Below are 21,417 nucleotides of genomic sequence, written 5' to 3'. Positions count from 1 at the left end.
ATTTCTCCTCAGGCAGCGTGAAACATGAAGGACCGCATCGAAACGGATCCGAGATCGATCTCGTCGGTCATGAAAGTCAGCGAATCCTTGGCGTCCGACGCTCCTGCGATGGTCAGCGCAGGCAGGTAATGATCCACAGTGGGGTGCGCCATTGTCAGGAGGCCGCCCAGTCCCTGCCGATCCGCCAGTCCGCTGAAATCTCTTTCGATCAGTCGGTCGGCGAAGAGCGTGTCGAACTCCACGGCGAAGTCCAGTGGCGCGCCGCCGAACTGCATGGCGCGCAGGTTGTGCACCACGTTGCCGGAACCCAGGATCAGCACTCCGCGATCCCGCAGGGCCGAAAGCGCCTCGCCGATCTCAAGCTGGCACGGCAGGTCCTGCGTCATATCAATCGAGATCTGGAACACTGGTACATCCGCCTCCGGGTAGAGGAACTTCAGAACCGTCCACGCGCCATGGTCCAGCCCCCATGTGTCGTCTTCGGCGGCGCGGTGGCTGGCCAGAAGCGCGACGACGTCGCGCGCCAGCGCGGGCGCGCCATGGGCGGGGTACTGCTCTGAGTAGAGCGCGTCAGGAAAGCCAGAAAAGTCATGAATGGTGCGTGGCATCTCCGATACGTTCACCAGCGTTGAGCCCCGCGTCATCCAGTGGGCCGACACCACGAGGATGGCCTGCGGCCGAGGCAAGCTGCGGCCCAGCTGCGTCCACGCCCGGCTGAAACCGGTATCCTCTATGGCGTTCATCGGGCTGCCATGGCCCAGAAAGACCAGCGGCATGCGGTCGCTGCCGGGCAGGCTGTCATGCAGGTCGCGAAGGGCTTGTGCGCTGCTCATGTCGATGTTCCTCGAAAGAAAGCGGGGCGACCATCGTGGCGCCCCGCCGAGTTTGAGCCGTTTCCGGTCAGGCGAATTTGCCGAGGTGGCGTTCGAGGATCGGGAGTTTTACCGCGTAGGCACCGGCCCCCAGCAGCGCGATCGAAACCTGAACGAGGGTCCAGAACGCGGGGAATTCCCAGCCGCCGCCCTCGCCGGAAAAGCTCCAGCCATTGCCCGAATGCGCCCATGTCGCCCCAAGAAGCACCGGAATCAGCGCGAGGGAAACCGCGCGCACCCCCACACCGAGGATCAGCGCAGCGCCGCCGCCCAGTTCCGCGAGGATGGTCAGGTAGGCGAAGATACCGGGCAGGCCAAGGCTTTCGAAATAGCCCACTGTGCCCGGAACGGTGAATACGAGAACTTTCAACAGCCCGTGGGCGATGAAGAGGGCGCCGCTGCCGACGCGCAGGATGAAGCCGGCATAGTCGGCGGAAGTGTCGTGGATATGCGTCATGGTATGTTCCTTTGATGGCGGGGCGGCGTGTCGCTTGGCCCCGTGTTTGTTCTGAAAGGAACTTACGCCTTGCACTCAATCCATGAAATGATGAAGATATGGAATGACTGCCCATGTTTTGTTCCTAATATGACGGCACCATGGATATCGTCGACCAGCTCAAAGCCTTTGTCGCCACCGCGCAGACCGGCTCCTTCACGGCGGCCGCGGACCAGTTGGGCGTGTCCAACCGCCTGACATCCAAATACGTGGCTGAACTGGAAGCTCACCTCGGCGTCCGGCTGTTCCAACGGACCACCCGCAAGGTGGGGCTAACTTCTGTGGGTGAAGATCTGCTGGCTCGCGCGCCGGGGCTGCTCGATGATCTTGACGATATTCTCAGCGAAGTCTCGGAAGGCTCGCAGGGGTTTTCCGGGGTGATCCGAATCTCGGCGCCGGTCACGTTCGGAGAGCTTTATGTCGCCAGGATGCTGGGGCGTTTCGCCTCCCAACATCCGAACCTCTCCATCGATCTGCGGCTGAGCGATCGCTATGTCGACCTCGCTTCTGAAGGCATCGACCTGGCGTTTCGGATTGGTGTGACCGACACGCTTTCGATCAAGGGGCGCAAGCTCGGCAGTTTCGAGAGCGTCATAACAGCCAGTCCAGACTACCTGGCCGAAATCGGGGCGCCCGAAATGCCCGAGGATCTTTCTCACCATGCCTGTATCGTCGATACAAACCGGCGCAGTCCCCGGCGCTGGACGTTGTTCCGGGACGGCAAGGAACTGCCGGTCACAGTGGCCGGACGCTTTCACGTCAATTCGGCGCAGGCGGCATGCGACCTTGCCACCGATGGGCACGGCATCGCCTACTCCCCCAGGTTCGCGGCGGCAAAGGCGCTGGAAAGCGGGCGTCTCGTGGAGCTGTTCCCCGGCTACCAGTGCGAGCACAGTCCTGTCAGCGCGATCTACCTCGAAGGCCGGGCCCTCCCGCGCAAGACCCGCGCCCTCATCGACTTCGCCACGCATGACATCCGCGCGGCGCAGATCGTTTGAAGCCTCGATCCGGCCGGCCGAAGACTATGATATCGAAATTCGTGGATCTTTGCGTTGCCGTTTAGATTGTGACGTGAGCGTGGGCGTCAGTCATTTTCGATCGGAGCGTTAGCTCATTCTTCGCCGAAATAGCTTGCGTCAACGTTACAATGGCCGAACCTCGTGACATTGGCAGCGAACGGTCGATATCCACATTCCGGTGGTTCCAAGTCGGAGGGCCAGTCGAAAGATTCCCCGAACTTCAGCGGGAAGGTTTCATGCGAACTGTTCGTCATCTGTGGTTGTCTCCAGCATCCCGGAATGGCTTCGGATTCGCGCCACAGAGCGGCGCTGCGTATTTTGGCTCGTCACGGTCCCGGCAACCCCTTAACGCCGCTCAGTGCGCCGTACAGGGGCGGTCAGGGCGTGCCTGTCGGTCATCGCAGGACAGGCCGGCAGTATCGACCGGAAAAGGCGGCGTTCTGCGATCCTTGATGGACCCCGAGATCGTTCGACGGACGCCGTCGAGCGCGGCTATGGTTCGGGTCCGCATGGCACCGGCTTTTCGCCTTCGCTGCCCATCCTTGATCCTCTTGTCGGAAAGGTGATCGCGTCACATGATCTCGGCGGGCGCGCGCATATCGATGACATCGGCATGGAGACTACAGCCCCGTAATCCACGGATCAGATGTGCCGGATATTCTCCTGCAGGCAGCGCTCCAGAGCATGCTTGTGCACTCTATGGCTTCCCTGGACCTGTAGCTTTTCGCGCCGGCATTCATGGCGTGCACCGCCCATCTCAATGCATCTGCAGGTGTACTGATCAGCTCGAACCTGACGGGCTGGCCTGGTTGTGAGCGGAACGTGCCGAAACTCTGGAAGGCAGATATCACCCGTGTTTCGTATTCAGGCCGGAATGCCACCATGCCTCGGAGACACGGGTTGAGCTCGCTTCCGTCCCGGCTTTGGAGTTCGAGGACATTCCAATGGATACCGGCAATGTCTTCATCCGTGTTACGTTGCAGGTTCCGCTTCAGCGTCCTTGCCAGTTCCTTTCTAAGCGCATGGGAATCTACGTTCCCATCGCTGTCGGTGTATTTTCCGAGGCGTTCGGGCCCAAGCCGGACAGAAAACGCGTAGATCGCATCCGGATGGTCATCGGCGAGCAACTCGGACGTCAGCTCGGCACTCAGAAACGCGATGCGGTTTGCATCCCCGATATCCTTGACGCGTCTCCCTGCCTGGAGGTCGATCTGGATGTCCTTCGCGACGCGGGTCGCCTCTTTCGCAAGTCTCATGCTCCGGTTCCAGCCCGGATTGGACGCGCATCTGCCATGAGCGTGTAGATATCATCACGAGATGGGGACCCACGGCGCGCCGTCCCTTGAATGCCCGTCCCCTTGGTCGTCATCGCACCTGCCTGTCCGCTGTGATTTGTTCGTCCGATCGAGATAGGGTCAGGTGCTCTGCTTGCAATGTCCAAGGTGCGGGAAATGTTTGCCAACAAAAGGGAATGTTCTTGCCGGTACGAGCTGGGAGCATGTTCAAAGGCGACGTAAAGCGTGCATCAGCGAGACATTCGCGGAGCGGCAGCGGTTGCACGAAGTCCTAGGGCAGGTGGCGGTGTATAGGGTGCATAGCCTCGGTAGAAATCCACCAAGGATGTCCATCCTTATAGAGGGGAGGCTCCGACCTTGATCCGGAACCGGCCCTGACCGGGCTTTGACCTGTCCGTCAAGCGCTGCACCGCAGCTTCCCCGGACCCGCCGTTCGCTCCTTGGTGCAACATTGATGCCAGCTCAGAGGTTCGTACTGAGCGACAAACTGTCCGTTCTCTGCAGGCATCCTGGCGGCCACATTCTGTGCTTCGCGACAGCAGCAAACATCACCTTGGGCGAAAGCTGTGGCCCAACTCTCGTTGCGCCGGATGAGGCTTGACCTTCCAGCGCTGGAGTAAGCCATTCCTTCAAGTGGAGGAATGGAAATTGCTCATAGACCTGCCGCTTTGTACTGGTTCCTCGGACGTTCGCCGACTTATCCAGGCTGTCCGGGAACTTGACCCGACTGCCAGGATCTCATGGGATCCGGCGAGTCGGTTGGTGGAAATCGAAAGCGTCAGTGAGGCGAGGCTCGTGCTCGCAGCCGTTCGGGAAAGCTGTGTGCTGCCAGGAATGGCGGTTCCATTATAAGATCCTGCTCTCAAGCTGCTTTTATCCAATTCGTCCGAGCACTGGGAACGCATCGAGCAGCCAGTAGGACATCGCGCTCAGTTGCCCGGTGATCATCGCAAGCCCCATCACGATCATCACAGCGCCAGCACCCTGGTGCAGGCGGCGCCCGAGGCGGCCCGCGCCGCGCAGGCGACCCGTGAGGCGGTCGGTGAAGGCGGCGACGATCAGAAACGGGACACCAAGCCCGGCGGAGTAAATCGCGAGCAGCGCCACGCCCTGTCCGACCGTCGCGCTGGTGGCGCTCGCGGTGAGGATCGCGCCGAGGATCGGGCCGATGCAGGGGGTCCAGCCGAAGCCGAAGGCAAGTCCGAGAACATAGGAGGCCACGGGCCGCCCACCCGGCAGGTCGAGGTGGAAGCGGAAGTCGCGCTCCATCGCCTGTATGCGCGCGGCGCCCAGCATGAAGAGCCCGAACAGGATCATGATGCCGCCGCCCAGGATGTTGAGCTCAAACCGCCAGCGCAGCAGCGACTGGCCGATTGCGGTGGCCGAGGCGCCAAGCATCATGAAGACCGTCGAGAACCCCAGCACGAAACAGAGGCTGAGCCAGACGACCTGACCCCGATCCGGCTGCGCCGCGCCGCCGACAGACCGCCCGGCGATGTAGGAGACATACCCCGGCACCAGCGGCAGCACGCAGGGCGAGACGAAGGAGATCGCGCCGGCGAGCAGCGCGGCGGCCATGCCGATGATCGAGAGGTCAGCCATGCGCCGCCTCCCCTGCCGCCCGACGCCACGGCTGCCAGCCAATCGCGTAGGCATAGGCGGCGAGCGGAACGACCACCCATTGCATGATCGGGCTGAGACCCGCGTCGATCAGCGGAATGACGGGCATCATCTCGCGATAGGCCCAGGCCCCGCGCACATCGATGTTCAGCCATTCGCTGAAGATCGTGTAACCGACGCCAAACAGGATCGCGGCAGCGAGCACTCGTCCCGCCCGCGCCTGCGGCCAGCCGGACGCGGCGAACAGCAGGAGCGCGAGCACGAGTGCGCTGCGCGTGATCAGGATATCGCCGCCCGTGCAATGCACCGCCGCGAAGACCAGCTCGCCGGCAGTTCCGGTCAGCCAGATCGTGTAGAGCGGCAGATGCGCAAATTCCCAGAAAAGATGCGCGGCTGCCGCAAGGGCAAGATAGCGGCGCAGCGCGATCAGCCAGTTTCGCCCCTCTGCCGCACAAGGGAACATTACCGCGGTCATTGGAACACCGCGAGGATGCAGTCGAGCCAGCCCGGATCCGGCGGCGGCGCGTTGGTCAGTTCATTGATATAGAGGATCAGGTTCACACGGGTGAAATCCGCTCCATGGAATATGGCGGAATGGCGTCCGCCCCGGTCGATGACATGGACCGTCGGCGCGTTGCCGCCGCGGTCGGAGAGGGCGGCGAAGGCCGATGCCGCCTCGGCCGCGCCATCCTCCGCCGCAAGCCGTAGCCAGTTCTCATCGTCCCATCCCTCGTCGGTGGCGGGACCGACCGTCGGGAAGATCGTCCGCTCCCGCATCGGCGTGACGTTCACCCCCGCCTGCACTTCGCGCAGAAGCGCCTGCTGCGCGGCACAAAGCGTGCCGCAGTCCTGGAGTGCGAAACTGACCACGACGATCCGCTCCTGAAGGCCGGCGAGGCGCAGCGGTGCGTTGTCAGCCCCGGCCCCGCGCAGCCTTGGCGCGCGACCCGGATCGGTGGGCTCGAAGGCGGGCTCGCGTTCCGCCATCACCTCGTCGATCCGCTCGCCGGGATGGTGGGCGGCAGCCTGAAGGGCGGGAAGCACAAGCAGCAGGACGGCGAAGAGGAGGCGCTTCATTCCTCGCCCTCCGGCCCGGTGGCGGCGACACCGAGCACCGGCACGTCGACCGCGACCTCTCCCGCCGACTCGAACCGCAGGATCAGCGGGAAGGAGGCGCCTTCCTCAAGCTTTGCGGCAAGGCCCATCAGCATCAGATGCATGCCGCCGGGCGCAAGCGTGACGGTCTCACCGGGCGACAGGTCGAGCGCTTCGATATGCGCCATCCGGGACACGCCGTCCGCGTCCGTCTCCGTGCCGTGAAGCATGGCACGGTCGGCTGCCGGGGTCTTGACGGCGATCAGGCGGTCGCCGGTATCGCTGGTCAGGGTGAGATAGGCGGCGCCGGGCCGGCTGACGAGGATGCTGGCCCGCGCCCAGGGGGCGGTGACGATCACGTCAGCGGCGGCGAGCCCCGGAAGCGCGGCGGCGAGAAAGGCAATTGCAATCGTTTTCATGAAGAATTTCCAGTCGATTGAATGAGCGAAGCAAGGTTTGCGGCGAAGGCGTCCGCCGGCGCGTCGCCTTCCAGCCAGACATCGACGAAGCCGCCATCGGGGGCCATTACATAGATGTGGCCGGCATGAGCCACGGTGTAGCCGTCAGGCGCGGTCGCATCCTCGCTGCGCTCATACCAGACGCGGAAATTGGCCGCCGCCTCTGCGACCTGCGCTTCCGTCCCGGAGAGGCCCACCATGCGGGGATGAAACGCCTCGACATAGGCGGCCATCACGTCTGGGGTGTCGCGGGCGGGGTCCACAGTGACGAAGATCGGTGTGACCTGCTCGGCGTCCGGCCCCAGCAGGTCCATCACTTGCGCCATGTAGCCGAGCGTCGTCGGGCAGATGTCGGGGCAGTGGGTGAAGCCGAAGAAGACGAGTTGCCACTGGCCGGCGAAGCTATCGGCCGTGACCGTCCGCCCGGTGTGGTCGGTGAGCGTATAGGCGTTGGTGATCGCCGCCTCGCCGGTGACAAGCGGGGCGGGCAGGTCCTGCGGGGCGCGCGCCTGCCAGAGGAGCACGGATCCAACGCCGAGCGTGGCCGCCCCGGCGAGCACCCGGAGGCTGCGGCGAAGGATCGACATGGAGAGGTTGCTTGAAGTCATCGGGTCTCTTTCGGTGTGAGAGGGCGCAGGCCCGACCGTCCGGGCCGGGCCGGCGCGGGCGTCAGCCGTCCTGTTGCGGCATGCTCTCGCGGGGATGGTCGGCCATTGCCTGCATCATCTCGGTGCAGGCCTCCATCATCGGGCCCATCTGTTGCATCATCTGCATCATGCCCATCATGTTCTGCATGCCGGACAAGTCACCGCCCATCATGTTGCCGTTCATGGTGTCGCCCTGCATCATCTGGCCGGGCGCGGCGTCGTCCTGCGCAAAGGCCACAGGCGCGGCGATCAGAGCCGCAAACGCGACTGCAAGGCGAAGTCTGGTGTTCGTCGTCATGGTCGTCTCCTTGGCTGGATTTGGGGGTCAGTCCCTCGTCATACCCGGCGCGTCAGCCGGGGTCTTGTCCGCGTCACAGCCCTTGCTTTTGCACATGACGCAGTATCCGGTGGCGCACATCACGGCGCAGGGGGCGAGGCTCAGGATCAGTGGCGCGGCCCCGATCGCCGTGAGCCAGCCCCAGTTCAGGGCCATGCCGGCGCCGGTGATGGCCATGGCGGCAATCACCAGCCCCCTGCGGCCAAATGGCAGGCGGATGCCGGCAGGGCGCGCTTCGGGTGTCGGATAGGGTGTTTCGGTCATCGGTCAGGTCCTCTCATTTGCAATGATGGCTTCGAACAGCGCCACGTTTCGCGCGCTGTCCCATTCGGCGGGTCCGGCAAGGCGGCCCAACTCAAATCCCTGCCGGTCGATCAGGATCGTCGTCGGCAGACCCGCGACCGCGAAGGCCGCCATCGCGCGGATGTCCTCGGCCAAATACATGTCCAGATGCCGGATCCCGATCTCATCGTAGAAACGCCGCACAGGGCGCAGTCCCGCCCGGTCGATGGAGAGCGGCAGGACGTGGAAATCGTCACCCCCGAGCCGTGCCTGCAACGCATCGAGCGTCGGCATCTCTTCGCGGCAGGGCGCGCACCAGGTGGCCCAGATGTTCAACAGCACCACGCGGCCATGAAAATCCGCCAATGTCAGGTCGCGCCCGTCGCCATCGACGTAAGGCGGCGAGAGCATCTCGCGCGGGGTCTCGTGCAGCGGCATAAGCGGCCGCGCGGCAGCGGGCGTGGCGGCGAGCGCCAGCGCGCCGGCCAGCAGGTCGCGCCGCCTCATGATCCGTCCTCCGCCTGCAACCGACGCACGACAGGCAGAATTACCTGCTCCAGCGCGCGGCGGTCGAAAGGCCCGACATGCTTGTAGGCAATCCGCCCATCGCCATCGATCACGAAGGTTTCCGGCAGGCCGTAGACCCCCCAATCGATGGACACGCGCCCGTTCCGGTCGGCGCCGATGCGGGTATAGGGGTCGCCAAGTTCGCCCAGAAAGGCCAGTGCGGCGTCGGGTGGATCTCTGTGGTTGATGCCGAATATTGGAACTGTCCCCGTTTCGGCCAATTCGACCAGTAGCGGCATCTCGACCCGGCAGGGAACGCACCACGACGCCCAGACATTGACGATGGAAATCTCGCCGGTCAGGTCGGCGGTGGCAAGACCGTCGCTGCGGCCCGCGATGGGCGGCAGGTTGAACTCCGGCACCGGCTTGCCGATCAATGTCGAAGGCAGCCGGTCGTCATTGTTGAATAGCCCCCAGTAGAAGGCGGCGCCAAGCCCGGCAAAGATCATCAAGGGCAACACCGCCAGCGGCGAGACCCGGCGCCTGTTTTGCTCCGCCCTGATCGTCATGACCCGCCCTCGTCATTGGCCGTCACCTCCGCCTGAAAGCCGCGCGGGCGCGCGGGCCAGGTGCTCTTGATCCAGGCGAGAGCCGCCGCGATCTCGTCGTCGGTGAGTGTGCCTTGAAACGCTGGCATGTCGCTTTCGTAGCCGGGCACGATGGCGCTCACGCCCAGCTTGGTGATGGCGAATAGCTGGCGGTCGGCATGGTGCCATGAATGGCCGCTGGCATCGTGCGGCGGCGCCGGCATCCGGCCGTTCTCGTTCCGCCTGCGCCAGTCCGGCTGGCCTTCCAGGCTGACCCCGTGACAGGAGGCGCAGTTGGCCGCGTAGACCTCCTGCCCGAGCGCAATCTGTCCGGCCGTGACCGGTGCGCCGAGGAAGGTCAGCCCCTCCGGCGGTTCGGCGCGCGCCTCGGGGCTGAACACGGCAAGCGTGAGAATCGCGGGGAGGATTGCAAAATGGCGCCGGGCGAGCCGTGGGGTGTTGTGGCTCAACTTGCCGCGAGGTGTGGTAACAATGGCCGATCCGGCGTCTACCTTCCATTGTATTGGATGCCCACTAACGGCATCATGACCGACTTGGAGAGCGTTATGACCCGATTGAACCGACGCCGTCTGCTGGCAACGTCCGGCGCGGTGACTGTAACAGTTGCCGCCTTGGTGGCCGGCTCCGCCCTGTTCCGAGAGGGCTTCCAGGAACTGCCGCCGATGCCCGTTTTCGCCATCGAGGGACTTGCCATCCGCGGTACCGATCCGGTCGCCTATTTCACTGAGGGCCGCACCGTCCCCGGCGACGCCGCTTTCGCGATGAAGTGGAACGGCGCGACCTGGCGCTTCGCCTCGGCCGGCAACCGGGATGCCTTCGCGGTCGACCCGGAGCGCTTTGCCCCGCGGTATGGCGGATTCTGCGCCTGGGCCGTCGCCGAGAAGGGTAAGCTCTACAGCACGCAGCCGCGGAACTGGTCGATCGTCGAGAACCGCCTGTACCTGAACTTCAACGACGAAATCCAGCACCGGTGGCAAGGCGACATTCCAGGATTCATCGCCCGCGCGGACATACGCTGGCCCGAGATCGTGCGCGGCGTGTGACCAACGCCCTGTGCTGACGCGGCGCTTGGCCGCCCGGCCGGTCACGATCCACCCTCCCGCCAGGCCACCACCCAGGCTGCGACCAGCGCGAACAGGATATGGCCGATGAGCGCGACCCAGGTGATGCCTGTGAATCCGAGGAAGGCCGGGTTGCCGGCAATCAGGTGCGCCATGATGTAAAGCGCGAAGACCCAGAGCAGGACACCGTAGACCGCAGCGGGCATCACCCAGCCGAGACCCGGCGCCAGCGTCCGCGCGATGGGCCGTGCGAGCAGCATCCAGCCCAGCGGATAGGCCACCATCCCCGCAAAATAGTGCAGGAACTCTGCGCCGGGTCGGTAAGTGGCGCCAAACAGCGTCTGAATCACATTGTTGGCCAGCGGGACGGGTGCGAGGTTGGCAAAGCCCAGCATCGGGCTGAGGCTCTGGCCGAAGAAGTCGAAGGCGACGGTTGCACAGGCGCCTGCCAGCAGCATCGTGACCAGGCCGCGCGGCGTGAAAAGCGCCCTCAGCGCATCGCCAATGGCAGCGACAAGGGGCGTTCGCGGGATGATCGGGGCATCATTCATCGGCATAGACCTCCACGCCGTCGGGTCCGAAGGAATAGGTGCGCAGGCTGCCCGTCTTTTGCGGCGCCATGCCGGGGGCGTTGGCGGGCATGCCCGGCAGGGTGATGCCGGTGATGTCCGGGCGCTCCTCGAGCAGCCGCTCGATGATGTCGGAGGGAACGAGACCGCTGACGACGTAGCCGTCGATCATTGCGAGGTGACAGCCGATCCCGCGCTCGGGCACGCCCATCTCGACGGAGCGGCGGTCGAAATTGCGGTCGTCGATCACCGTGACATCGAAGCCCTCATTCTTGAGGTAGTCGGCATAGGCGTCGCAGCAGCCGCAGCCGGGGCTGCGCCAGATGGTGACGGGTTCCGCCGCAAGCGCCGGGGTGGCGAGCGACAGGAAAGCTGCGAGAGTAGTGCGTATCATGCGGTCTCCTTTCAGATGGTCGGGAGCGCGGCCCAATTGGCGCCGCCGTCTTGGCTCAGGATCAGGCCATCCGGCGTCGCGGCGGCGATCCGGTTCGGATCAGTCGGGTGAATGGCGAGCGCCGTCGCGCGGTGATCCGAGACCGCATCCCAGGTCACGCCCCCGTCGGCCGAGGCCCAGAGGCCCGAGTGCAACGCAGCGAAGAGCCGTTCCGGCGCGGCGAGGGCCGAGACGAGGGCAAGTATGGTCTCACTCTCTGGCAAAGGAGCTTCCGGTGCGGGCGCGGTGCCCGCGACCAACGCCTCCATCGCGTCGCCCGCGACCACGTCCTGCCAGCGGCAGAAGCAGTCGGGCACTCGGGTCAACCCCGCTTGCGTTCCGGCATAGATCCATATGCCGCCCATGCCGCTTGCGAGATTGACCGAGGCCAGCGTCAGGACATCGCGCTCGGCCTCGGCGATCCAGGGGCGGTCCATCACGAAGGACCAGGTTTCGCCGGCATCCTCGCTGCGCCAGAGCCCGTCGCCTGCCACTGCGGCATAGACCGTGTCCGGCGCCCCTGCCGCGATGGCGAGCGCGGTGATCGGCGTCTGTGGAAGCTCGCCGTAGGCTGTGTGCCAGGACCGCCCGCCATCGTCGGAGCGGGTAACGCCACCGGCCCTGGTCGCCGCAAAGATCCGCCCCGCGCGCGCAGGATGGCAGGCGAGCGCCCGGATCGGTGTGCGAGGCGTGGAAAGACGCGCCGCGATGCCGCCAGACAGATCGAGATGCCAGACCTGTTCGCCCGCGGCAATCAGCGCGTCGCTGTCGAAAGCAAGCGCAACAGCCCCCGCCAGTTCCGGCGTCGCCGTCCGGCCTGTCCCCGCAAGGGCCAGCACCGCGCCGCCGACCCCGAGATACAGGACGGACCGCCGCGTCAAAGATGCGACGCGCCCATTCATGGCCGCGACTCCTCGCCGTCTGCGCATTCGGTCGTGACGATGCGTTCCAGATCGGCGAGGCTCGCGAAGATGACGGAGAAACGGTCGCCGCGCATGCCCGCGGGCAGGACGACGCCTGTGCCGTCGGGCGGGCCGGTTTCCGTGCTGTCGATCTTCAGGCGGATGTTTTTCTCCCAGTGCAGGCTGCTGACCCCGTCCGCGGTTTCGATCTCGTATCCGTCGCCGCAATGGCGCATGGCGATGACGCGGGCATGGGCCGGCGCGTCGTGGACCGGCTGCGGCGCTTGCGCGCGCAGGTAACCGGCAGGGATCACGCCCTCGGCGACCAGAGCCTCGGCCCCGCCGGGCTGGCCCGCACGTTCGAGAAAGGCGATCAGGTCGGCCCGCGCCGCCGGGTCCGGCAGGCCGGCATAGACCATCGTTGTCCCCTCGATCATGGCGGCGGGGTTCTCGAGCCACCCGTCGAGCGCGGCACGGTTCCACTGGAACCCCGCGCCGCGCAGGTTCTCGGAATACCGCGTGAAACCCGCAGCTTCCCCGGCCGCGCGGTTCCAGATTCCACCGAGACTTGGCCCCGTCAGATGCAGGCCCGGTTCCAGCGCGTGGCAGGCGACGCAGGCCCGGTAGAGAACGGCGCCCCGCTCCACGTTCCCGTCGGCACGGGCGTTATCGGTGCCGAATGCCGCAACAAGCGCGATGATGATGGCTGTCTTGTGCATGATGTCTTTCCCCTCACGCCACGCGGATCACGCCCATCATGCCACCCGCCTGGTGTTCGAGGATGTGGCAGTGGAACATCCAGTCGCCGGGATTGTCGGCGACGAAGGCGATTTCGACGCGCTCGCGCGGGGCCATCAGGACGGTGTCCTGCCACTCGCGGCGGGCCGTCGGCGCGCCGTTGCGGCTGAGCACGCGGAAGGAATGGCCGTGCAGGTGGATCGGGTGGTGAAAGGCCGTGGCGTTCGTCATCGCGATGACGTGGGTCGCGTCCCGCTCCAGCACCAGCAGCGGGTCGAGGATGTGGCCCTCCGCCGCGACGCCGTTGACAAACCAGATGCCGCCATCGTGCATCCGGTTCATCATGCCACCGCCCATCATGCCCCCCATGCCGCCGCCGCCGGCCAGACCCATCTGGCGCTCGACCATCCCGCCCATCATGCCGCCGGTGAAGGTCACCGCGTGGCGCAGGGCGCGGGTGAGGTCGGGCTCGGGCAGCGGGTTGGGCACAAGTGCCATGGGCCAGTCGGGCGGCGCATCCCGAAGGCGGGTCTCGACGACGGTCAGATCGACGAGACGATAGGCATCCCGCGCGGAAAACCTGTCGGTGACGCTGGTCGTCGTGCCGCGTGCTCCGGTCACGTCGAGGATCAGATCGGCACGCATCGCCGGGCCGAGTACGACCCGCCCGCCGGGGGCGGCGTGCGGCGCGACCGGCTGCCCGTCCAGCGCGATGATCCGCGGCGCGGGATTGCCGAAGTCCAGCGCGAAGATGCGGGCATTCGCGGCGTTGATCAGGCGCAGGCGGATCCGCTCGCCCGCGCGGACGGGCACGGCATCAGGCACCCGACCGTTGATGGTCACGGTGTTGCCCAAACGCCCGGCATGGCTCTTGTCGTGAAAGCCGCCGAAATCGTCGGCGATGGCCGCGGCCTGCGTCAGCCGCCAGTCGTCGAGCACCCAGAGAAGCTCGCGGTCCACCCGTGGCGGTTCGGCCTCCTCGATGATCAGCGCACCATAAAGCCCGCGGCCGACCTGCTCGAAACTTCGCTGGTGCGGGTGATACCAGAAGGTGCCGGCATCGACCGCGTCGAACTCGTAGGCGAAGGTGCCGCCGGGCGTTATGGGCGCCTGCGTGAGATGCGGCACGCCATCCATGGCGTTCGGCACCCGCAGCCCGTGCCAGTGCACGGTGGTTTCCTCAGCCAGTGCATTCTCCACCTCGATGCGCAAGCGATCGCCCTGCCGCACCCGGAGCCCGGGCCCCGGTACGGTGCCGCCATAGCACCAGACATCGCTCTCGCCCCAGGGGGCGGGGACGAGCCGCGCGCGCCCCGGTGCCGCGCGCAATGTGAAGGTTCGGTGGGTGTCGGCCCATGCCGGCCCCAGGGGCAGTACGGCACCGGCCGCGGCGCTGCCGGCCAGAAAGCGGCGGCGTGTCAGCGCTGATGGAAATCTCGAGCTCATGTTCTTGTCTCATCTGATACGTGCCGACGGACTCGCGTGTGTGACGTGAGTGATAAACGTATTCCGGCGCCAGTCAGATGCGCGGATACGCACGCGGACGATCACGGTAGCGCCCAGGCTGGCGTCCGTGACGTCAGATCAGATGAGGGATCGAGGGGGGAACGGATCCGGCGGTGCGCGCAGCCCATTCGGAAGGGGCATGCCGATTGGCGGGGCGTGACCGAGTAAAGGCGTCACATATTGGGCGGACGCCGCGCCATAAAGGAGGGACATCGCAGGCGCCGTACAGACCAACTCGCAGGCGGCCTCGTCGGGATCGCCGTCATTGTCCGTGGGACAGCCCTGACAGTCGGCCATCGACATCGCGCCGCCGTCCGCAATCGCCATATCCAGCGCCATCGCATTCGCGCTCACCGCATGCGTGATGATACCCGCCGCGAACACCGCGAGGAACAGCAATGGCATGACCGGCAGAAAGCGCTTCATGCGAAGGAAATAGGCGCGATCGGTCGTCTTGTCCACTCACATTGCCTGGTGGGTGGCGGAGCCCCTGCGGGAGCCGCGGCGCCCGAATGCCCGCATCGGGAGGCACGGGAAGCTCATCCCACGCAGCGCGCATCACAACCCATGCATCCCACAAAGTGAGCGGGGCCATGATCGCAGCGACGATGAAGCCCGGTCATCCGCGTTCGTGTGAGCAGGGCCAGAGCCCCCTGAGAGATCCCACCATGGCCGCGATCCTCGCAATTATAGTTGATGGCGCGGAAGCTAACGGACCACCTTGGGTAGCTCAAGATCGCAATGGGCTCGGGCCGGTTCTGTGCGCCGCAGAAGATTGCACAGGGTTGATCGAGAGCGCCCGGGCAACGTGAGCGGACCAGAGCCTATGTCCGCAGTGGTGTAAGGCCTTGCACAACAAGGACCGGCAATTTCACTCTCGCGGCCGCCATTTCTGGATGCGGTTGTTGAGGAAGTCGGCAACGAAGACACTGCCGTCCTCGGCCACGGTGATGGCCATGGCGTGGCGGAGTTCCCCGGGGCCCGCGCCGGTCTCGCCGAAGGCGGTGAGAAAGGTGCCGTCCGGCGCGAACTTCTGAACCCGGTCGTTGTAGAAGTCGGCAACGAAGACATTGCCCTCCGGGCCGATGGCGATGCTCGTGACCGTGGCGAACCATCCCTGGAAAGGTCCGAAGATGTTCATCGCGAACGGGCCGCCCCATTTGTGGGAAAATGCGCCGTCGGGCCCGAAGACCTGCACGCGGTCGCCATAGCCATCGGCGACGAATAAACGCCCGTCGCTGGCCAACGCCACGTCAGTCGGGTAGTTGAATTCGCCTGGGCCATTGCCGAACTCGCCGGTCGTGCCCCACTGGCGCACCAAGCTGCCATCGGCGCGCAGGTGCTGGACGCGCTGATTGTAGAAGTCGGCGACGTAGAGGCCGCCATCCGGCCCGACGGCCAGACCGCCCGGGGCGTTGAACTCGCCGCGACCGTCGCCCGGTTCGCCGATGAGCCGTTTGGACGTTCCATCGAGACCGAAGACTTGGATACGGTCGTTGAAATACTCCGGCACATAGAGCGCGCCATTATGGATCGTGAGGTTCATCGGCCGCCCGAATTCGCGCGGACCGTCGCCGGGCTGACCGAACATCCGCTTGAAGGTGCCGTCGAGATCGAAGACCTGGATACGGCCGTTGCGGGCATCGGCGACGAAAAGCTCATTGCCGGCCACGGCGAGTCCGGTCGGGTCACTGAACTCGCCGGGTGCGGTGCCCTTGCCGCCCCAGGCCTTGACGAACTCGTAGCCGGGTTCTCTGGCCGAAGGGACGAAGGCGATCCAGCCGGCCAGAACCAGCAGCACAAGCACCCCGGCCACGGCCGCGAGCGCTTTCAGGATCGTCTTGCGCGTCACCATCCGGGCGCCCTCAGAAATTGACCCGGAACCCGGTCCGGATGATGACATCGTCCTCAAGCGCCGCGCCATTGAGATTCTGGGCGACCGGAAGCTGCACGATGGCCTCTGCCACCCATCGCTTGGTCACGTATTGCAGTCCCGGCGAGATGAAGAGCTGCTCGCCGCCGGAATCGGGATCATCGGCGCCGCCGATCCGGTTCTTCGCCCGGTGCACGAAGTTGCCCTCAAGCACGCCATAGAGGAACCCCGGCACGCCCGCGCCCAGCTCGCGCGGCCAGAGGCGATATTGCAGCGAGGCGTCGAGGCGCAGCTCATCGCCGAACTCGAAGCCGTTTGCCTCGGTGTTGACCTTGTAGCTGGCCTGCGCGTCGATCTGGAATTGAAGCGTCTGCCAGGTGGCTACGACGCCGAAGAACGGGTCCCAGGAGCCCGAGCCCAGTTGCAGCGTGGCGGGAAGCGGACCCAGGCTGTCGGCATCGTCGTCATCGCCTGTGGGAAGCTCGATGCCGGCGAAGGGGGCGATCCGGAAGGTGCGTCCCTTGGCGTCGGCGCGAAACGCCGTGTAGCGGCCGAACAGGCGAATGTCGCCGAGGCCACTTGTGTCGCGGTTCACGCGCGCGCCGCCGGAGGTCGTGAGATCGAGGCTCTTGTCGAGAAAGGGAACGACGCCGAAGAGGGCCAGATCGCCCGTTGCGCCAAAGCCGAGCACCGAGATGCTGCCCCGCACCTCCAGATCCCGGCTCAAAGCGCTCGGGTCATCATCGGCCTTACGGTAGAGGAGCTGCTGGCGAAACACGAACTCGCCCTTGGCGACGGGCAGCGCCGTGTTGAAGGTCTGCGAAGCGGCGGTCGCGTCAGTTGGAAGGCTCGCCGTCAGGGCGAGAAGCAACAGGCCAGGGGCGGATCGGGAGAGGGAAGAGGGGGTGTGTATCTGCATGCGGGCGTCGTCTGTCCTCATTGGCTGCCGCCCGCCGGTGCCTCGAAACCGTCCAGCGTGAAGCCCGCATCCTCAACGGCCTGCGCCGCCTCCGCCCGGTCGAGCGTCTTGCCCTCGGCCATCTCGACAATGACCACGCCGTCTTCGATATGGGTCTCGACGCGCGCGACCCCGTCGATCGCGCCCAGGCTCTTCTCGATCCCGTAGGCGCAGAACGGGCAGGCGAGGCCGGCGACATGCACCCTGTAGGTGGGGCCGGCGGCGTGGGCCGCCGTGGCGACGGTCAGGGCGAGTGCCAACAGGATTGGCGGGAGCAACTTACGCATCGGCTGCAACCTTCTCTTGCGGCTCGGTCGGCTCTCTGCCGTCCTGCCATTGGTCGGATTCGCCATGTGCTTCCTCCTCGTGGGCCGTACCGGACCCTCATGGTGCCGCGCGTGCGGTCATCCCGCGAGGTGACGGAGACGCCTAACCCGCACAGCAGGACAGCATCGCCACGTCCTTGTCGAAGGTCTGCGCGGCGAGCTTCAGTCCCTCGACGGTGGTCAGGTACGGAAAGATCGTCTCGCCGAGCGCCTTCGCCGTCATGCCGGTCTTGAGGGCAAGCGCCAGCGTCTGGACACTGTCGGCACCCTCGGGCGCGAGGAGCTGGCCGCCGAGCAGGCGGTCGGTTCCTGCGTCCGCGACCAGCTTGATGAGCCCGCGCGTATCGCGCGCCGCAAGCGCACGGGGCACCTGGTCGAGCGGCAGGACCGAGGTCTTGACGTCATAGCCCGCGTCTCTGGCCGCGGCCTCGCTCAGGCCCACGCCCGCCACCTGCGGGTCGGTGAACACCACCCAGGGCATGGCGGCGTTGTCGTAGACGAGGCTGTCGCCGTTCAACGCGTTGAGCGCGGCGATCCTGGCGCCGTAGGCGGCCATGTAGACGAACTGGTCGCGCCCGGTCACATCGCCGGCGGCGTAGAGACCGGCCTTCGAGGTGCGCATCCGCTCGTCGACCGGGATGGCACCATTGTTGCCGAGTTGCACACCGTTCTCTGGAAGGCCGAGCCCGCGCGTGTTGGGTGTTCGCCCTGTCGCCACCAGCACCTGTTCCGCCGTCAGCGTTTCATCCTGTCCGTCGATCTCCACGGTCAGGGCAACGCCGCCATTCGCTTGCAAGATCCGCCGATAGGCGAGGCCATCGCGCACGGCCAGGCCCTCGTCGCGCAGATAGCCGGTCAGTGCTTCCGATACCTCCGGCTCGACCTCGGGTAGCAGATGCGAACGGGTCACCAGCGTCACCGCCGTGCCCATGCGCGCGAACATCTGCGCAAGCTCGCAGCCGACATAGCCGCCGCCGATCACGATCAGCGAGCGGGGCAGGTCCGTCAGCTCCAGCGCGGTGGTGCTGGTCAGCCAGGGCACGTTGTCGATGCCGGGGATGTCCGGCTTTGCCGGCACGGCGCCGGTCGTGATGATGGCATTGCCTGCCGGGACGGTCTGTCCGTTAACGGCGATGCCGTCAGGGCTCAGGCGTGCGGCCCCGTCGACATAGGAAATGCCGGGCCAGGCGGACAGCAGGTCGACGTACTTGCCTTGGCGGAGGCTCGCCACGAGGTCGTCCTTGGCGTCCACAAGAGCTGGCCAGTCCGTCACCTGCGCCTCTCCGGCAAGGCCGGGGAAACGGCTGGCGGCGCGCGCAACATGCAGGGCCTCGGCGGCGCGGATCATGGTCTTCGACGGCACGCAGCCCACATTGACACAGGTGCCGCCGATTGTGCCGTGGCCGATCAGCGCGACATTCGCGCCCTGTTCGGCCGCCGTGATGGCGGCGGAGAACCCCGCCGAGCCCGCGCCGACAACGGCCAGGTCGTAGCGCCCGCCCGAGGGTGGTGTGCAACAGTCGGTCATGTCAGATGTCTTCCTTTGTTGTCGTTTTGCCGGTTTTGCAGCAGGCGGCCGCCCGCTGGCGCCGCCAGAGACCGTAGGCCGTGATTCCCATGAAGGCGGCGAGGGCCGGGAACAAGACATAGTCGAGCCAGCCGAGCCAGGCCGAGAGGCCAACCACGCCCAGCCCGATGACCAGCACGGGCGTGAAGCAGCAGATGGCGGCGATGACCGTGCCGATGACACCGGTCTTGATGATCGTGGCGTCTTTCATTCGCGCTCCCTCACGATTCCGGCTTGGCGGGATATCCCGCATTCGTCGACGCGGCGGCGATAGCCGCGGCAGATGTGGCGCTCGGGTCGAACACGACCGTGGCGGTCTTGGCCTCGAAGTCCACCTGGACGGAGCGCACCCCCTCGACCCCTTCCATGGCCTTGCGCACGGTGATCGGGCACATGGCGCAGGTCATGTTTTCGATCGCGAAGGTTTGCGCGGCGGTTTCCGCCGCCCCAGTTGCCGACTGAGCGCTCGCCTGTGCCACGGGTGTCATGGCAAGTGCCGCGCCGATACTCAGCAGGGCGGCGGCGGCAGTGATGACGAGGGGTCGTTTCATGGCGGTCTCCTAATAGAACAGCGGCGCCCACCAGTTGATCGTCAGCGCCAGAATGACCAGCGCCGTCCCGATCCAGAGGGCCGTTTGTGTGATGATTGAGGACTGCGGCCGCGCGCAGTAGCTGTCCTCGGCGCAAGCCTTCTTCGGCTTGACATACACCTGATGGAAGCCGAGCCCGATGAAGACGAGGGTGACTGCGGCGAAGTACGGCTTGTAGGGCTCCAGTGCCGTCAGGTTGCCGATCCATGCCCCCGAGACGCCAAGCGTCAGCAGAACAAGCGGTGCGATGCAGCAGGATGACGCCAGAACGGCGCCGATCAGCCCGCCGGCCGCGTACCAGCGCGTTCTGTTTTCCCCCGTCTTTCCTTGGGCTTCGTGGGCTTCCGAGCCGGTTCGCGCTTCAAGCATGTCGGTCTGTCCTCGATCTAGCTCATCATTCAAGGTAAGGTCTGTAGTAACTACAGGCTCAAGGGGTTCTTGCAGAAAAGATGAAACACGGCACGTCAGGGAAGGGATTGCATCGGGCAGCGCTCGCGCGCCGGACCGGCTGCAACCTGGAGACCATCCGCTACTACGAGAAGATCGGCATGATGCCACCGCCGCCGCGCTCGGAAGCCGGTTATCGCGTTTACGATGACGGCCATTTGGAGCGGCTCGGCTTCATCCTGCGCGCGCGTGAGCTGGGCTTCTCGCTCGACGAAATCCGGGGGTTGCTCGCGCTCGTCGATCGCGGGACGCAGACCTGCGCCGAGGTGAAGGAACGCACCGAACGGCATCTTGCCGACGTGCGTGAGAAGATCGCCGATCTCAAGCGCATCGAGCGGGTCCTGGCCGAGACGGCGGCGCAGTGCTCCGGCGACGAGGTGCCCGATTGCCCCGTGCTGGAGGCGCTGACAGCGTGAGACATCATGACGATCAAGCCCGGCGGCCCTGCCTGGGTGACGCATATTGGTGCGGATCGTATTAGCTATGGGTTACAGGCTGGACCGTATCCTTCCGGGATCGGTGCAACGATGTTAAGTCCGACCTTATGGCAGATCCTACGTTCAGATCCGAAATCGAAGTTCTTTCTGCACCGGATGCGGCGCGCCGCCGACACTGGAGCGTTGCCGACAAGCTTCGGATTAGAGGAAAGCATTGCCGGACACCGCTAGGCGTCGACGACGGCCACACGGCATGACGTTTCGCGCTCCCTGCTGGCGGTCTTGCGGCGGCGGTATCGGAATGGAACCTTCGGTGGCTGGCCTTGGTTGCACGAAGTCCTGGACCGGAAAACGTACATCGGGTTTCTCTGAAACGCCCGTACGCTGGCGCAAGGTCCCGGTCACTGTCTCCCCCATGAAATCCCCTGAAGCCAGCCAGTGACGCTCACTGGGCCCCTGATGACGTGTGCAGCCCTCGGGCTCGGCCCCCCCCCCCGAAACAGCACCCACCCGGAGATCAGAACCAAGTGCCGGGCACGGACCCCGCGCGACTGACTATCACTGTGCATCGACGCAATTGAAGTCAGTCATGAAGAGGTGCCGACACATGAACAATTCGACCAGGAAAAGCCCCACCGCCGATCTGCTGAAGATGGCGATCGGTGTCTCCGGCAAGAGCCAGCGCGAGATCGCCCAGGAGGCCGGGTTCGAGAAGCAGAACGTGATCTCGATGATGAAGAACGCCGAGATGAAGATCCCGATCGACCGTATCCC

30 protein-coding genes are annotated in these 21,417 nt (G+C 65.5%); 4 read left to right on the top strand and 26 right to left on the bottom strand.

The window, feature by feature from the left end; genetic code table 11:
* Positions 1 to 8 precede the first annotated feature (8 nt).
* Together ygiD and DDZ14_RS16695 are read right to left on the bottom strand one after the other, a co-directional pair.
* Positions 9 to 833 (bottom strand): 4,5-DOPA dioxygenase extradiol, encoded by an 825-nt coding sequence (gene ygiD / locus DDZ14_RS16700; protein WP_109426118.1) that lies wholly within the window; start codon positions 831 to 833, stop codon positions 9 to 11.
* 67 nt (positions 834 to 900) lie between these two features.
* Entirely contained in the window at positions 901 to 1,329 is a 429-nt protein-coding gene (locus DDZ14_RS16695) for a DoxX family protein (protein ID WP_109426117.1), read from the bottom strand.
* A 140-nt stretch (positions 1,330 to 1,469) separates the two neighbouring features.
* On the opposite strand from DDZ14_RS16695, the gene DDZ14_RS16690 reads away from it, so the two are divergent.
* Positions 1,470 to 2,366, top strand: a complete 897-nt coding sequence (locus DDZ14_RS16690; protein ID WP_109426116.1) for a LysR family transcriptional regulator — start codon at positions 1,470 to 1,472, stop codon at positions 2,364 to 2,366.
* Between the two features lie 641 nt (positions 2,367 to 3,007).
* Here the strand turns inward: DDZ14_RS16690 and DDZ14_RS16685 are convergent.
* The 11 genes from DDZ14_RS16685 to DDZ14_RS16635 all read right to left on the bottom strand — a co-directional run bounded on the left by DDZ14_RS16685 (position 3,008) and on the right by DDZ14_RS16635 (position 9,643).
* On the bottom strand, positions 3,008 to 3,643 hold the full coding sequence (locus DDZ14_RS16685; RefSeq protein WP_109426115.1) for a hypothetical protein: 636 nt from the start codon (positions 3,641 to 3,643) through the stop codon (positions 3,008 to 3,010).
* A 912-nt stretch (positions 3,644 to 4,555) separates the two neighbouring features.
* Positions 4,556 to 5,284, bottom strand: a complete 729-nt coding sequence (locus DDZ14_RS16680; RefSeq protein WP_109426114.1) for a cytochrome c biogenesis CcdA family protein — start codon at positions 5,282 to 5,284, stop codon at positions 4,556 to 4,558.
* Entirely contained in the window at positions 5,277 to 5,777 is a 501-nt protein-coding gene (locus DDZ14_RS16675; protein WP_109426113.1) for a hypothetical protein, read from the bottom strand. Before DDZ14_RS16675 ends, DDZ14_RS16680 begins: the two co-directional genes overlap by 8 nt.
* On the bottom strand, positions 5,774 to 6,379 hold the full coding sequence (locus DDZ14_RS16670; protein WP_109426112.1) for a cytochrome-c oxidase: 606 nt from the start codon (positions 6,377 to 6,379) through the stop codon (positions 5,774 to 5,776). The genes DDZ14_RS16675 and DDZ14_RS16670 overlap by 4 nt, the downstream gene beginning before the upstream one ends.
* On the bottom strand, positions 6,376 to 6,816 hold the full coding sequence (locus DDZ14_RS16665; RefSeq protein ID WP_109426111.1) for a copper chaperone PCu(A)C: 441 nt from the start codon (positions 6,814 to 6,816) through the stop codon (positions 6,376 to 6,378). Before DDZ14_RS16665 ends, DDZ14_RS16670 begins: the two co-directional genes overlap by 4 nt.
* The gene (locus DDZ14_RS16660; RefSeq protein WP_109426110.1) at positions 6,813 to 7,463 is read right to left on the bottom strand and encodes an SCO family protein; all 651 of its coding nucleotides are present in this window, start codon (positions 7,461 to 7,463) and stop codon (positions 6,813 to 6,815) included. The genes DDZ14_RS16665 and DDZ14_RS16660 overlap by 4 nt, the downstream gene beginning before the upstream one ends.
* A gap of 61 nt (positions 7,464 to 7,524) precedes the next feature.
* On the bottom strand, positions 7,525 to 7,800 hold the full coding sequence (locus DDZ14_RS16655; RefSeq protein ID WP_109426109.1) for a hypothetical protein: 276 nt from the start codon (positions 7,798 to 7,800) through the stop codon (positions 7,525 to 7,527).
* Positions 7,801 to 7,827: 27 nt separating this feature from the next.
* Positions 7,828 to 8,103, bottom strand: a complete 276-nt coding sequence (locus DDZ14_RS16650) for a hypothetical protein (RefSeq protein WP_109426108.1) — start codon at positions 8,101 to 8,103, stop codon at positions 7,828 to 7,830.
* Between the two features lie 3 nt (positions 8,104 to 8,106).
* A complete protein-coding gene (locus DDZ14_RS16645; protein ID WP_109426107.1) occupies positions 8,107 to 8,628 on the bottom strand; it encodes a TlpA disulfide reductase family protein in 522 nt (173 codons plus the stop codon).
* On the bottom strand, positions 8,625 to 9,197 hold the full coding sequence (locus DDZ14_RS16640) for a DsbE family thiol:disulfide interchange protein (RefSeq protein ID WP_109426106.1): 573 nt from the start codon (positions 9,195 to 9,197) through the stop codon (positions 8,625 to 8,627). The genes DDZ14_RS16645 and DDZ14_RS16640 overlap by 4 nt, the downstream gene beginning before the upstream one ends.
* Positions 9,194 to 9,643: a cytochrome c gene (locus tag DDZ14_RS16635; RefSeq protein WP_369915247.1), complete on the bottom strand. Its 450-nt coding sequence runs from the start codon at positions 9,641 to 9,643 to the stop codon at positions 9,194 to 9,196. Before DDZ14_RS16635 ends, DDZ14_RS16640 begins: the two co-directional genes overlap by 4 nt.
* Before the next feature lie 117 nt (positions 9,644 to 9,760).
* Between DDZ14_RS16635 and DDZ14_RS16630 the strand changes: the two genes are divergently transcribed.
* Positions 9,761 to 10,279: a YHS domain-containing (seleno)protein gene (locus tag DDZ14_RS16630; protein ID WP_233252625.1), complete on the top strand. Its 519-nt coding sequence runs from the start codon at positions 9,761 to 9,763 to the stop codon at positions 10,277 to 10,279.
* Between the two features lie 41 nt (positions 10,280 to 10,320).
* Here DDZ14_RS16630 and DDZ14_RS16625 read toward each other — a convergent pair whose 3' ends face one another.
* The 13 genes from DDZ14_RS16625 to DDZ14_RS16565 all read right to left on the bottom strand — a co-directional run bounded on the left by DDZ14_RS16625 (position 10,321) and on the right by DDZ14_RS16565 (position 20,128).
* The gene (locus DDZ14_RS16625) at positions 10,321 to 10,848 is read right to left on the bottom strand and encodes a hypothetical protein (protein WP_233252624.1); all 528 of its coding nucleotides are present in this window, start codon (positions 10,846 to 10,848) and stop codon (positions 10,321 to 10,323) included.
* Positions 10,841 to 11,260: a DUF411 domain-containing protein gene (locus DDZ14_RS16620; RefSeq protein ID WP_109426103.1), complete on the bottom strand. Its 420-nt coding sequence runs from the start codon at positions 11,258 to 11,260 to the stop codon at positions 10,841 to 10,843. Before DDZ14_RS16620 ends, DDZ14_RS16625 begins: the two co-directional genes overlap by 8 nt.
* A gap of 11 nt (positions 11,261 to 11,271) precedes the next feature.
* Positions 11,272 to 12,201, bottom strand: a complete 930-nt coding sequence (locus DDZ14_RS16615; protein ID WP_233252623.1) for a hypothetical protein — start codon at positions 12,199 to 12,201, stop codon at positions 11,272 to 11,274.
* Positions 12,198 to 12,920 (bottom strand): cytochrome c family protein, encoded by a 723-nt coding sequence (locus DDZ14_RS16610; protein WP_109426102.1) that lies wholly within the window; start codon positions 12,918 to 12,920, stop codon positions 12,198 to 12,200. The genes DDZ14_RS16615 and DDZ14_RS16610 overlap by 4 nt, the downstream gene beginning before the upstream one ends.
* A 13-nt stretch (positions 12,921 to 12,933) precedes the next feature.
* Positions 12,934 to 14,385, bottom strand: a complete 1,452-nt coding sequence (locus tag DDZ14_RS16605) for a multicopper oxidase family protein (RefSeq protein WP_109426101.1) — start codon at positions 14,383 to 14,385, stop codon at positions 12,934 to 12,936.
* A gap of 138 nt (positions 14,386 to 14,523) precedes the next feature.
* Positions 14,524 to 14,907: a hypothetical protein gene (locus tag DDZ14_RS16600; protein ID WP_109426100.1), complete on the bottom strand. Its 384-nt coding sequence runs from the start codon at positions 14,905 to 14,907 to the stop codon at positions 14,524 to 14,526.
* Positions 14,908 to 15,316: 409 nt separating this feature from the next.
* A complete protein-coding gene (locus tag DDZ14_RS16595; RefSeq protein WP_109426099.1) occupies positions 15,317 to 16,300 on the bottom strand; it encodes an NHL repeat-containing protein in 984 nt (327 codons plus the stop codon).
* Between the two features lie 10 nt (positions 16,301 to 16,310).
* Positions 16,311 to 17,258 (bottom strand): transporter, encoded by a 948-nt coding sequence (locus DDZ14_RS16590; protein ID WP_199221365.1) that lies wholly within the window; start codon positions 17,256 to 17,258, stop codon positions 16,311 to 16,313.
* Entirely contained in the window at positions 17,255 to 17,563 is a 309-nt protein-coding gene (locus DDZ14_RS16585; protein ID WP_109426097.1) for a heavy-metal-associated domain-containing protein, read from the bottom strand. Before DDZ14_RS16585 ends, DDZ14_RS16590 begins: the two co-directional genes overlap by 4 nt.
* 142 nt (positions 17,564 to 17,705) lie before the next feature.
* The gene (gene merA / locus DDZ14_RS16580; RefSeq protein WP_109426096.1) at positions 17,706 to 19,130 is read right to left on the bottom strand and encodes a mercury(II) reductase; all 1,425 of its coding nucleotides are present in this window, start codon (positions 19,128 to 19,130) and stop codon (positions 17,706 to 17,708) included.
* A gap of 1 nt (position 19,131) precedes the next feature.
* A complete protein-coding gene (merF, locus tag DDZ14_RS16575) occupies positions 19,132 to 19,380 on the bottom strand; it encodes a mercury resistance system transport protein MerF (protein ID WP_109426095.1) in 249 nt (82 codons plus the stop codon).
* A gap of 10 nt (positions 19,381 to 19,390) precedes the next feature.
* A complete protein-coding gene (locus tag DDZ14_RS16570; protein ID WP_109426094.1) occupies positions 19,391 to 19,720 on the bottom strand; it encodes a heavy-metal-associated domain-containing protein in 330 nt (109 codons plus the stop codon).
* A 9-nt stretch (positions 19,721 to 19,729) separates the two neighbouring features.
* Positions 19,730 to 20,128 carry a mercuric transporter MerT family protein gene (locus DDZ14_RS16565; RefSeq protein ID WP_109426093.1) on the bottom strand — a complete coding sequence of 133 codons (399 nt, stop codon included), beginning with the start codon at positions 20,126 to 20,128 and terminating at the stop codon, positions 19,730 to 19,732.
* An 80-nt stretch (positions 20,129 to 20,208) separates the two neighbouring features.
* On the opposite strand from DDZ14_RS16565, the gene DDZ14_RS16560 reads away from it, so the two are divergent.
* Positions 20,209 to 20,622 (top strand): helix-turn-helix domain-containing protein, encoded by a 414-nt coding sequence (locus DDZ14_RS16560; protein ID WP_109426092.1) that lies wholly within the window; start codon positions 20,209 to 20,211, stop codon positions 20,620 to 20,622.
* Between the two features lie 6 nt (positions 20,623 to 20,628).
* Positions 20,629 to 20,874 carry a hypothetical protein gene (locus DDZ14_RS19475; protein WP_146193169.1) on the top strand — a complete coding sequence of 82 codons (246 nt, stop codon included), beginning with the start codon at positions 20,629 to 20,631 and terminating at the stop codon, positions 20,872 to 20,874.
* The last annotated feature ends 543 nt before the right edge of the window (positions 20,875 to 21,417 follow it).

The organism is Maritimibacter sp. 55A14 (assembly GCF_003122205.1).
Classification (GTDB): Bacteria; Pseudomonadota; Alphaproteobacteria; order Rhodobacterales; family Rhodobacteraceae; genus QEYE01.
Note: the sequence above shows the minus strand (reverse complement) of the source record. Positions and strands in the feature narration are given on the sequence as shown.

Coding starts and splice junctions, on each gene's coding strand:
- DDZ14_RS16605 (WP_109426101.1), bottom strand. CDS start 14,385: ATGAGCTCGAGATTTCCATCAGCGCTGACACGCCGCCGCTTTCTGGCC.
- DDZ14_RS16660 (WP_109426110.1), bottom strand. CDS start 7,463: ATGACTTCAAGCAACCTCTCCATGTCGATCCTTCGCCGCAGCCTCCGG.
- DDZ14_RS16620 (WP_109426103.1), bottom strand. CDS start 11,260: ATGATACGCACTACTCTCGCAGCTTTCCTGTCGCTCGCCACCCCGGCG.
- DDZ14_RS16695 (WP_109426117.1), bottom strand. CDS start 1,329: ATGACGCATATCCACGACACTTCCGCCGACTATGCCGGCTTCATCCTG.
- DDZ14_RS16675 (WP_109426113.1), bottom strand. CDS start 5,777: ATGACCGCGGTAATGTTCCCTTGTGCGGCAGAGGGGCGAAACTGGCTG.
- DDZ14_RS16570 (WP_109426094.1), bottom strand. CDS start 19,720: ATGAAACGACCCCTCGTCATCACTGCCGCCGCCGCCCTGCTGAGTATC.
- DDZ14_RS16645 (WP_109426107.1), bottom strand. CDS start 8,628: ATGAGGCGGCGCGACCTGCTGGCCGGCGCGCTGGCGCTCGCCGCCACG.
- DDZ14_RS16625 (WP_233252624.1), bottom strand. CDS start 10,848: ATGAATGATGCCCCGATCATCCCGCGAACGCCCCTTGTCGCTGCCATT.
- DDZ14_RS16560 (WP_109426092.1), top strand. CDS start 20,209: ATGAAACACGGCACGTCAGGGAAGGGATTGCATCGGGCAGCGCTCGCG.
- DDZ14_RS16690 (WP_109426116.1), top strand. CDS start 1,470: ATGGATATCGTCGACCAGCTCAAAGCCTTTGTCGCCACCGCGCAGACC.
- DDZ14_RS16565 (WP_109426093.1), bottom strand. CDS start 20,128: ATGCTTGAAGCGCGAACCGGCTCGGAAGCCCACGAAGCCCAAGGAAAG.
- DDZ14_RS16655 (WP_109426109.1), bottom strand. CDS start 7,800: ATGACGACGAACACCAGACTTCGCCTTGCAGTCGCGTTTGCGGCTCTG.
- DDZ14_RS16665 (WP_109426111.1), bottom strand. CDS start 6,816: ATGAAAACGATTGCAATTGCCTTTCTCGCCGCCGCGCTTCCGGGGCTC.
- DDZ14_RS16680 (WP_109426114.1), bottom strand. CDS start 5,284: ATGGCTGACCTCTCGATCATCGGCATGGCCGCCGCGCTGCTCGCCGGC.
- DDZ14_RS19475 (WP_146193169.1), top strand. CDS start 20,629: ATGACGATCAAGCCCGGCGGCCCTGCCTGGGTGACGCATATTGGTGCG.
- DDZ14_RS16595 (WP_109426099.1), bottom strand. CDS start 16,300: ATGGTGACGCGCAAGACGATCCTGAAAGCGCTCGCGGCCGTGGCCGGG.
- DDZ14_RS16610 (WP_109426102.1), bottom strand. CDS start 12,920: ATGCACAAGACAGCCATCATCATCGCGCTTGTTGCGGCATTCGGCACC.
- DDZ14_RS16585 (WP_109426097.1), bottom strand. CDS start 17,563: ATGCGTAAGTTGCTCCCGCCAATCCTGTTGGCACTCGCCCTGACCGTC.
- DDZ14_RS16630 (WP_233252625.1), top strand. CDS start 9,761: ATGACCGACTTGGAGAGCGTTATGACCCGATTGAACCGACGCCGTCTG.
- merF (WP_109426095.1), bottom strand. CDS start 19,380: ATGAAAGACGCCACGATCATCAAGACCGGTGTCATCGGCACGGTCATC.
- DDZ14_RS16640 (WP_109426106.1), bottom strand. CDS start 9,197: ATGACGATCAGGGCGGAGCAAAACAGGCGCCGGGTCTCGCCGCTGGCG.
- DDZ14_RS16615 (WP_233252623.1), bottom strand. CDS start 12,201: ATGAATGGGCGCGTCGCATCTTTGACGCGGCGGTCCGTCCTGTATCTC.
- ygiD (WP_109426118.1), bottom strand. CDS start 833: ATGAGCAGCGCACAAGCCCTTCGCGACCTGCATGACAGCCTGCCCGGC.
- merA (WP_109426096.1), bottom strand. CDS start 19,130: ATGACCGACTGTTGCACACCACCCTCGGGCGGGCGCTACGACCTGGCC.
- DDZ14_RS16590 (WP_199221365.1), bottom strand. CDS start 17,258: ATGAGGACAGACGACGCCCGCATGCAGATACACACCCCCTCTTCCCTC.
- DDZ14_RS16650 (WP_109426108.1), bottom strand. CDS start 8,103: ATGACCGAAACACCCTATCCGACACCCGAAGCGCGCCCTGCCGGCATC.
- DDZ14_RS16685 (WP_109426115.1), bottom strand. CDS start 3,643: ATGAGACTTGCGAAAGAGGCGACCCGCGTCGCGAAGGACATCCAGATC.
- DDZ14_RS16670 (WP_109426112.1), bottom strand. CDS start 6,379: ATGAAGCGCCTCCTCTTCGCCGTCCTGCTGCTTGTGCTTCCCGCCCTT.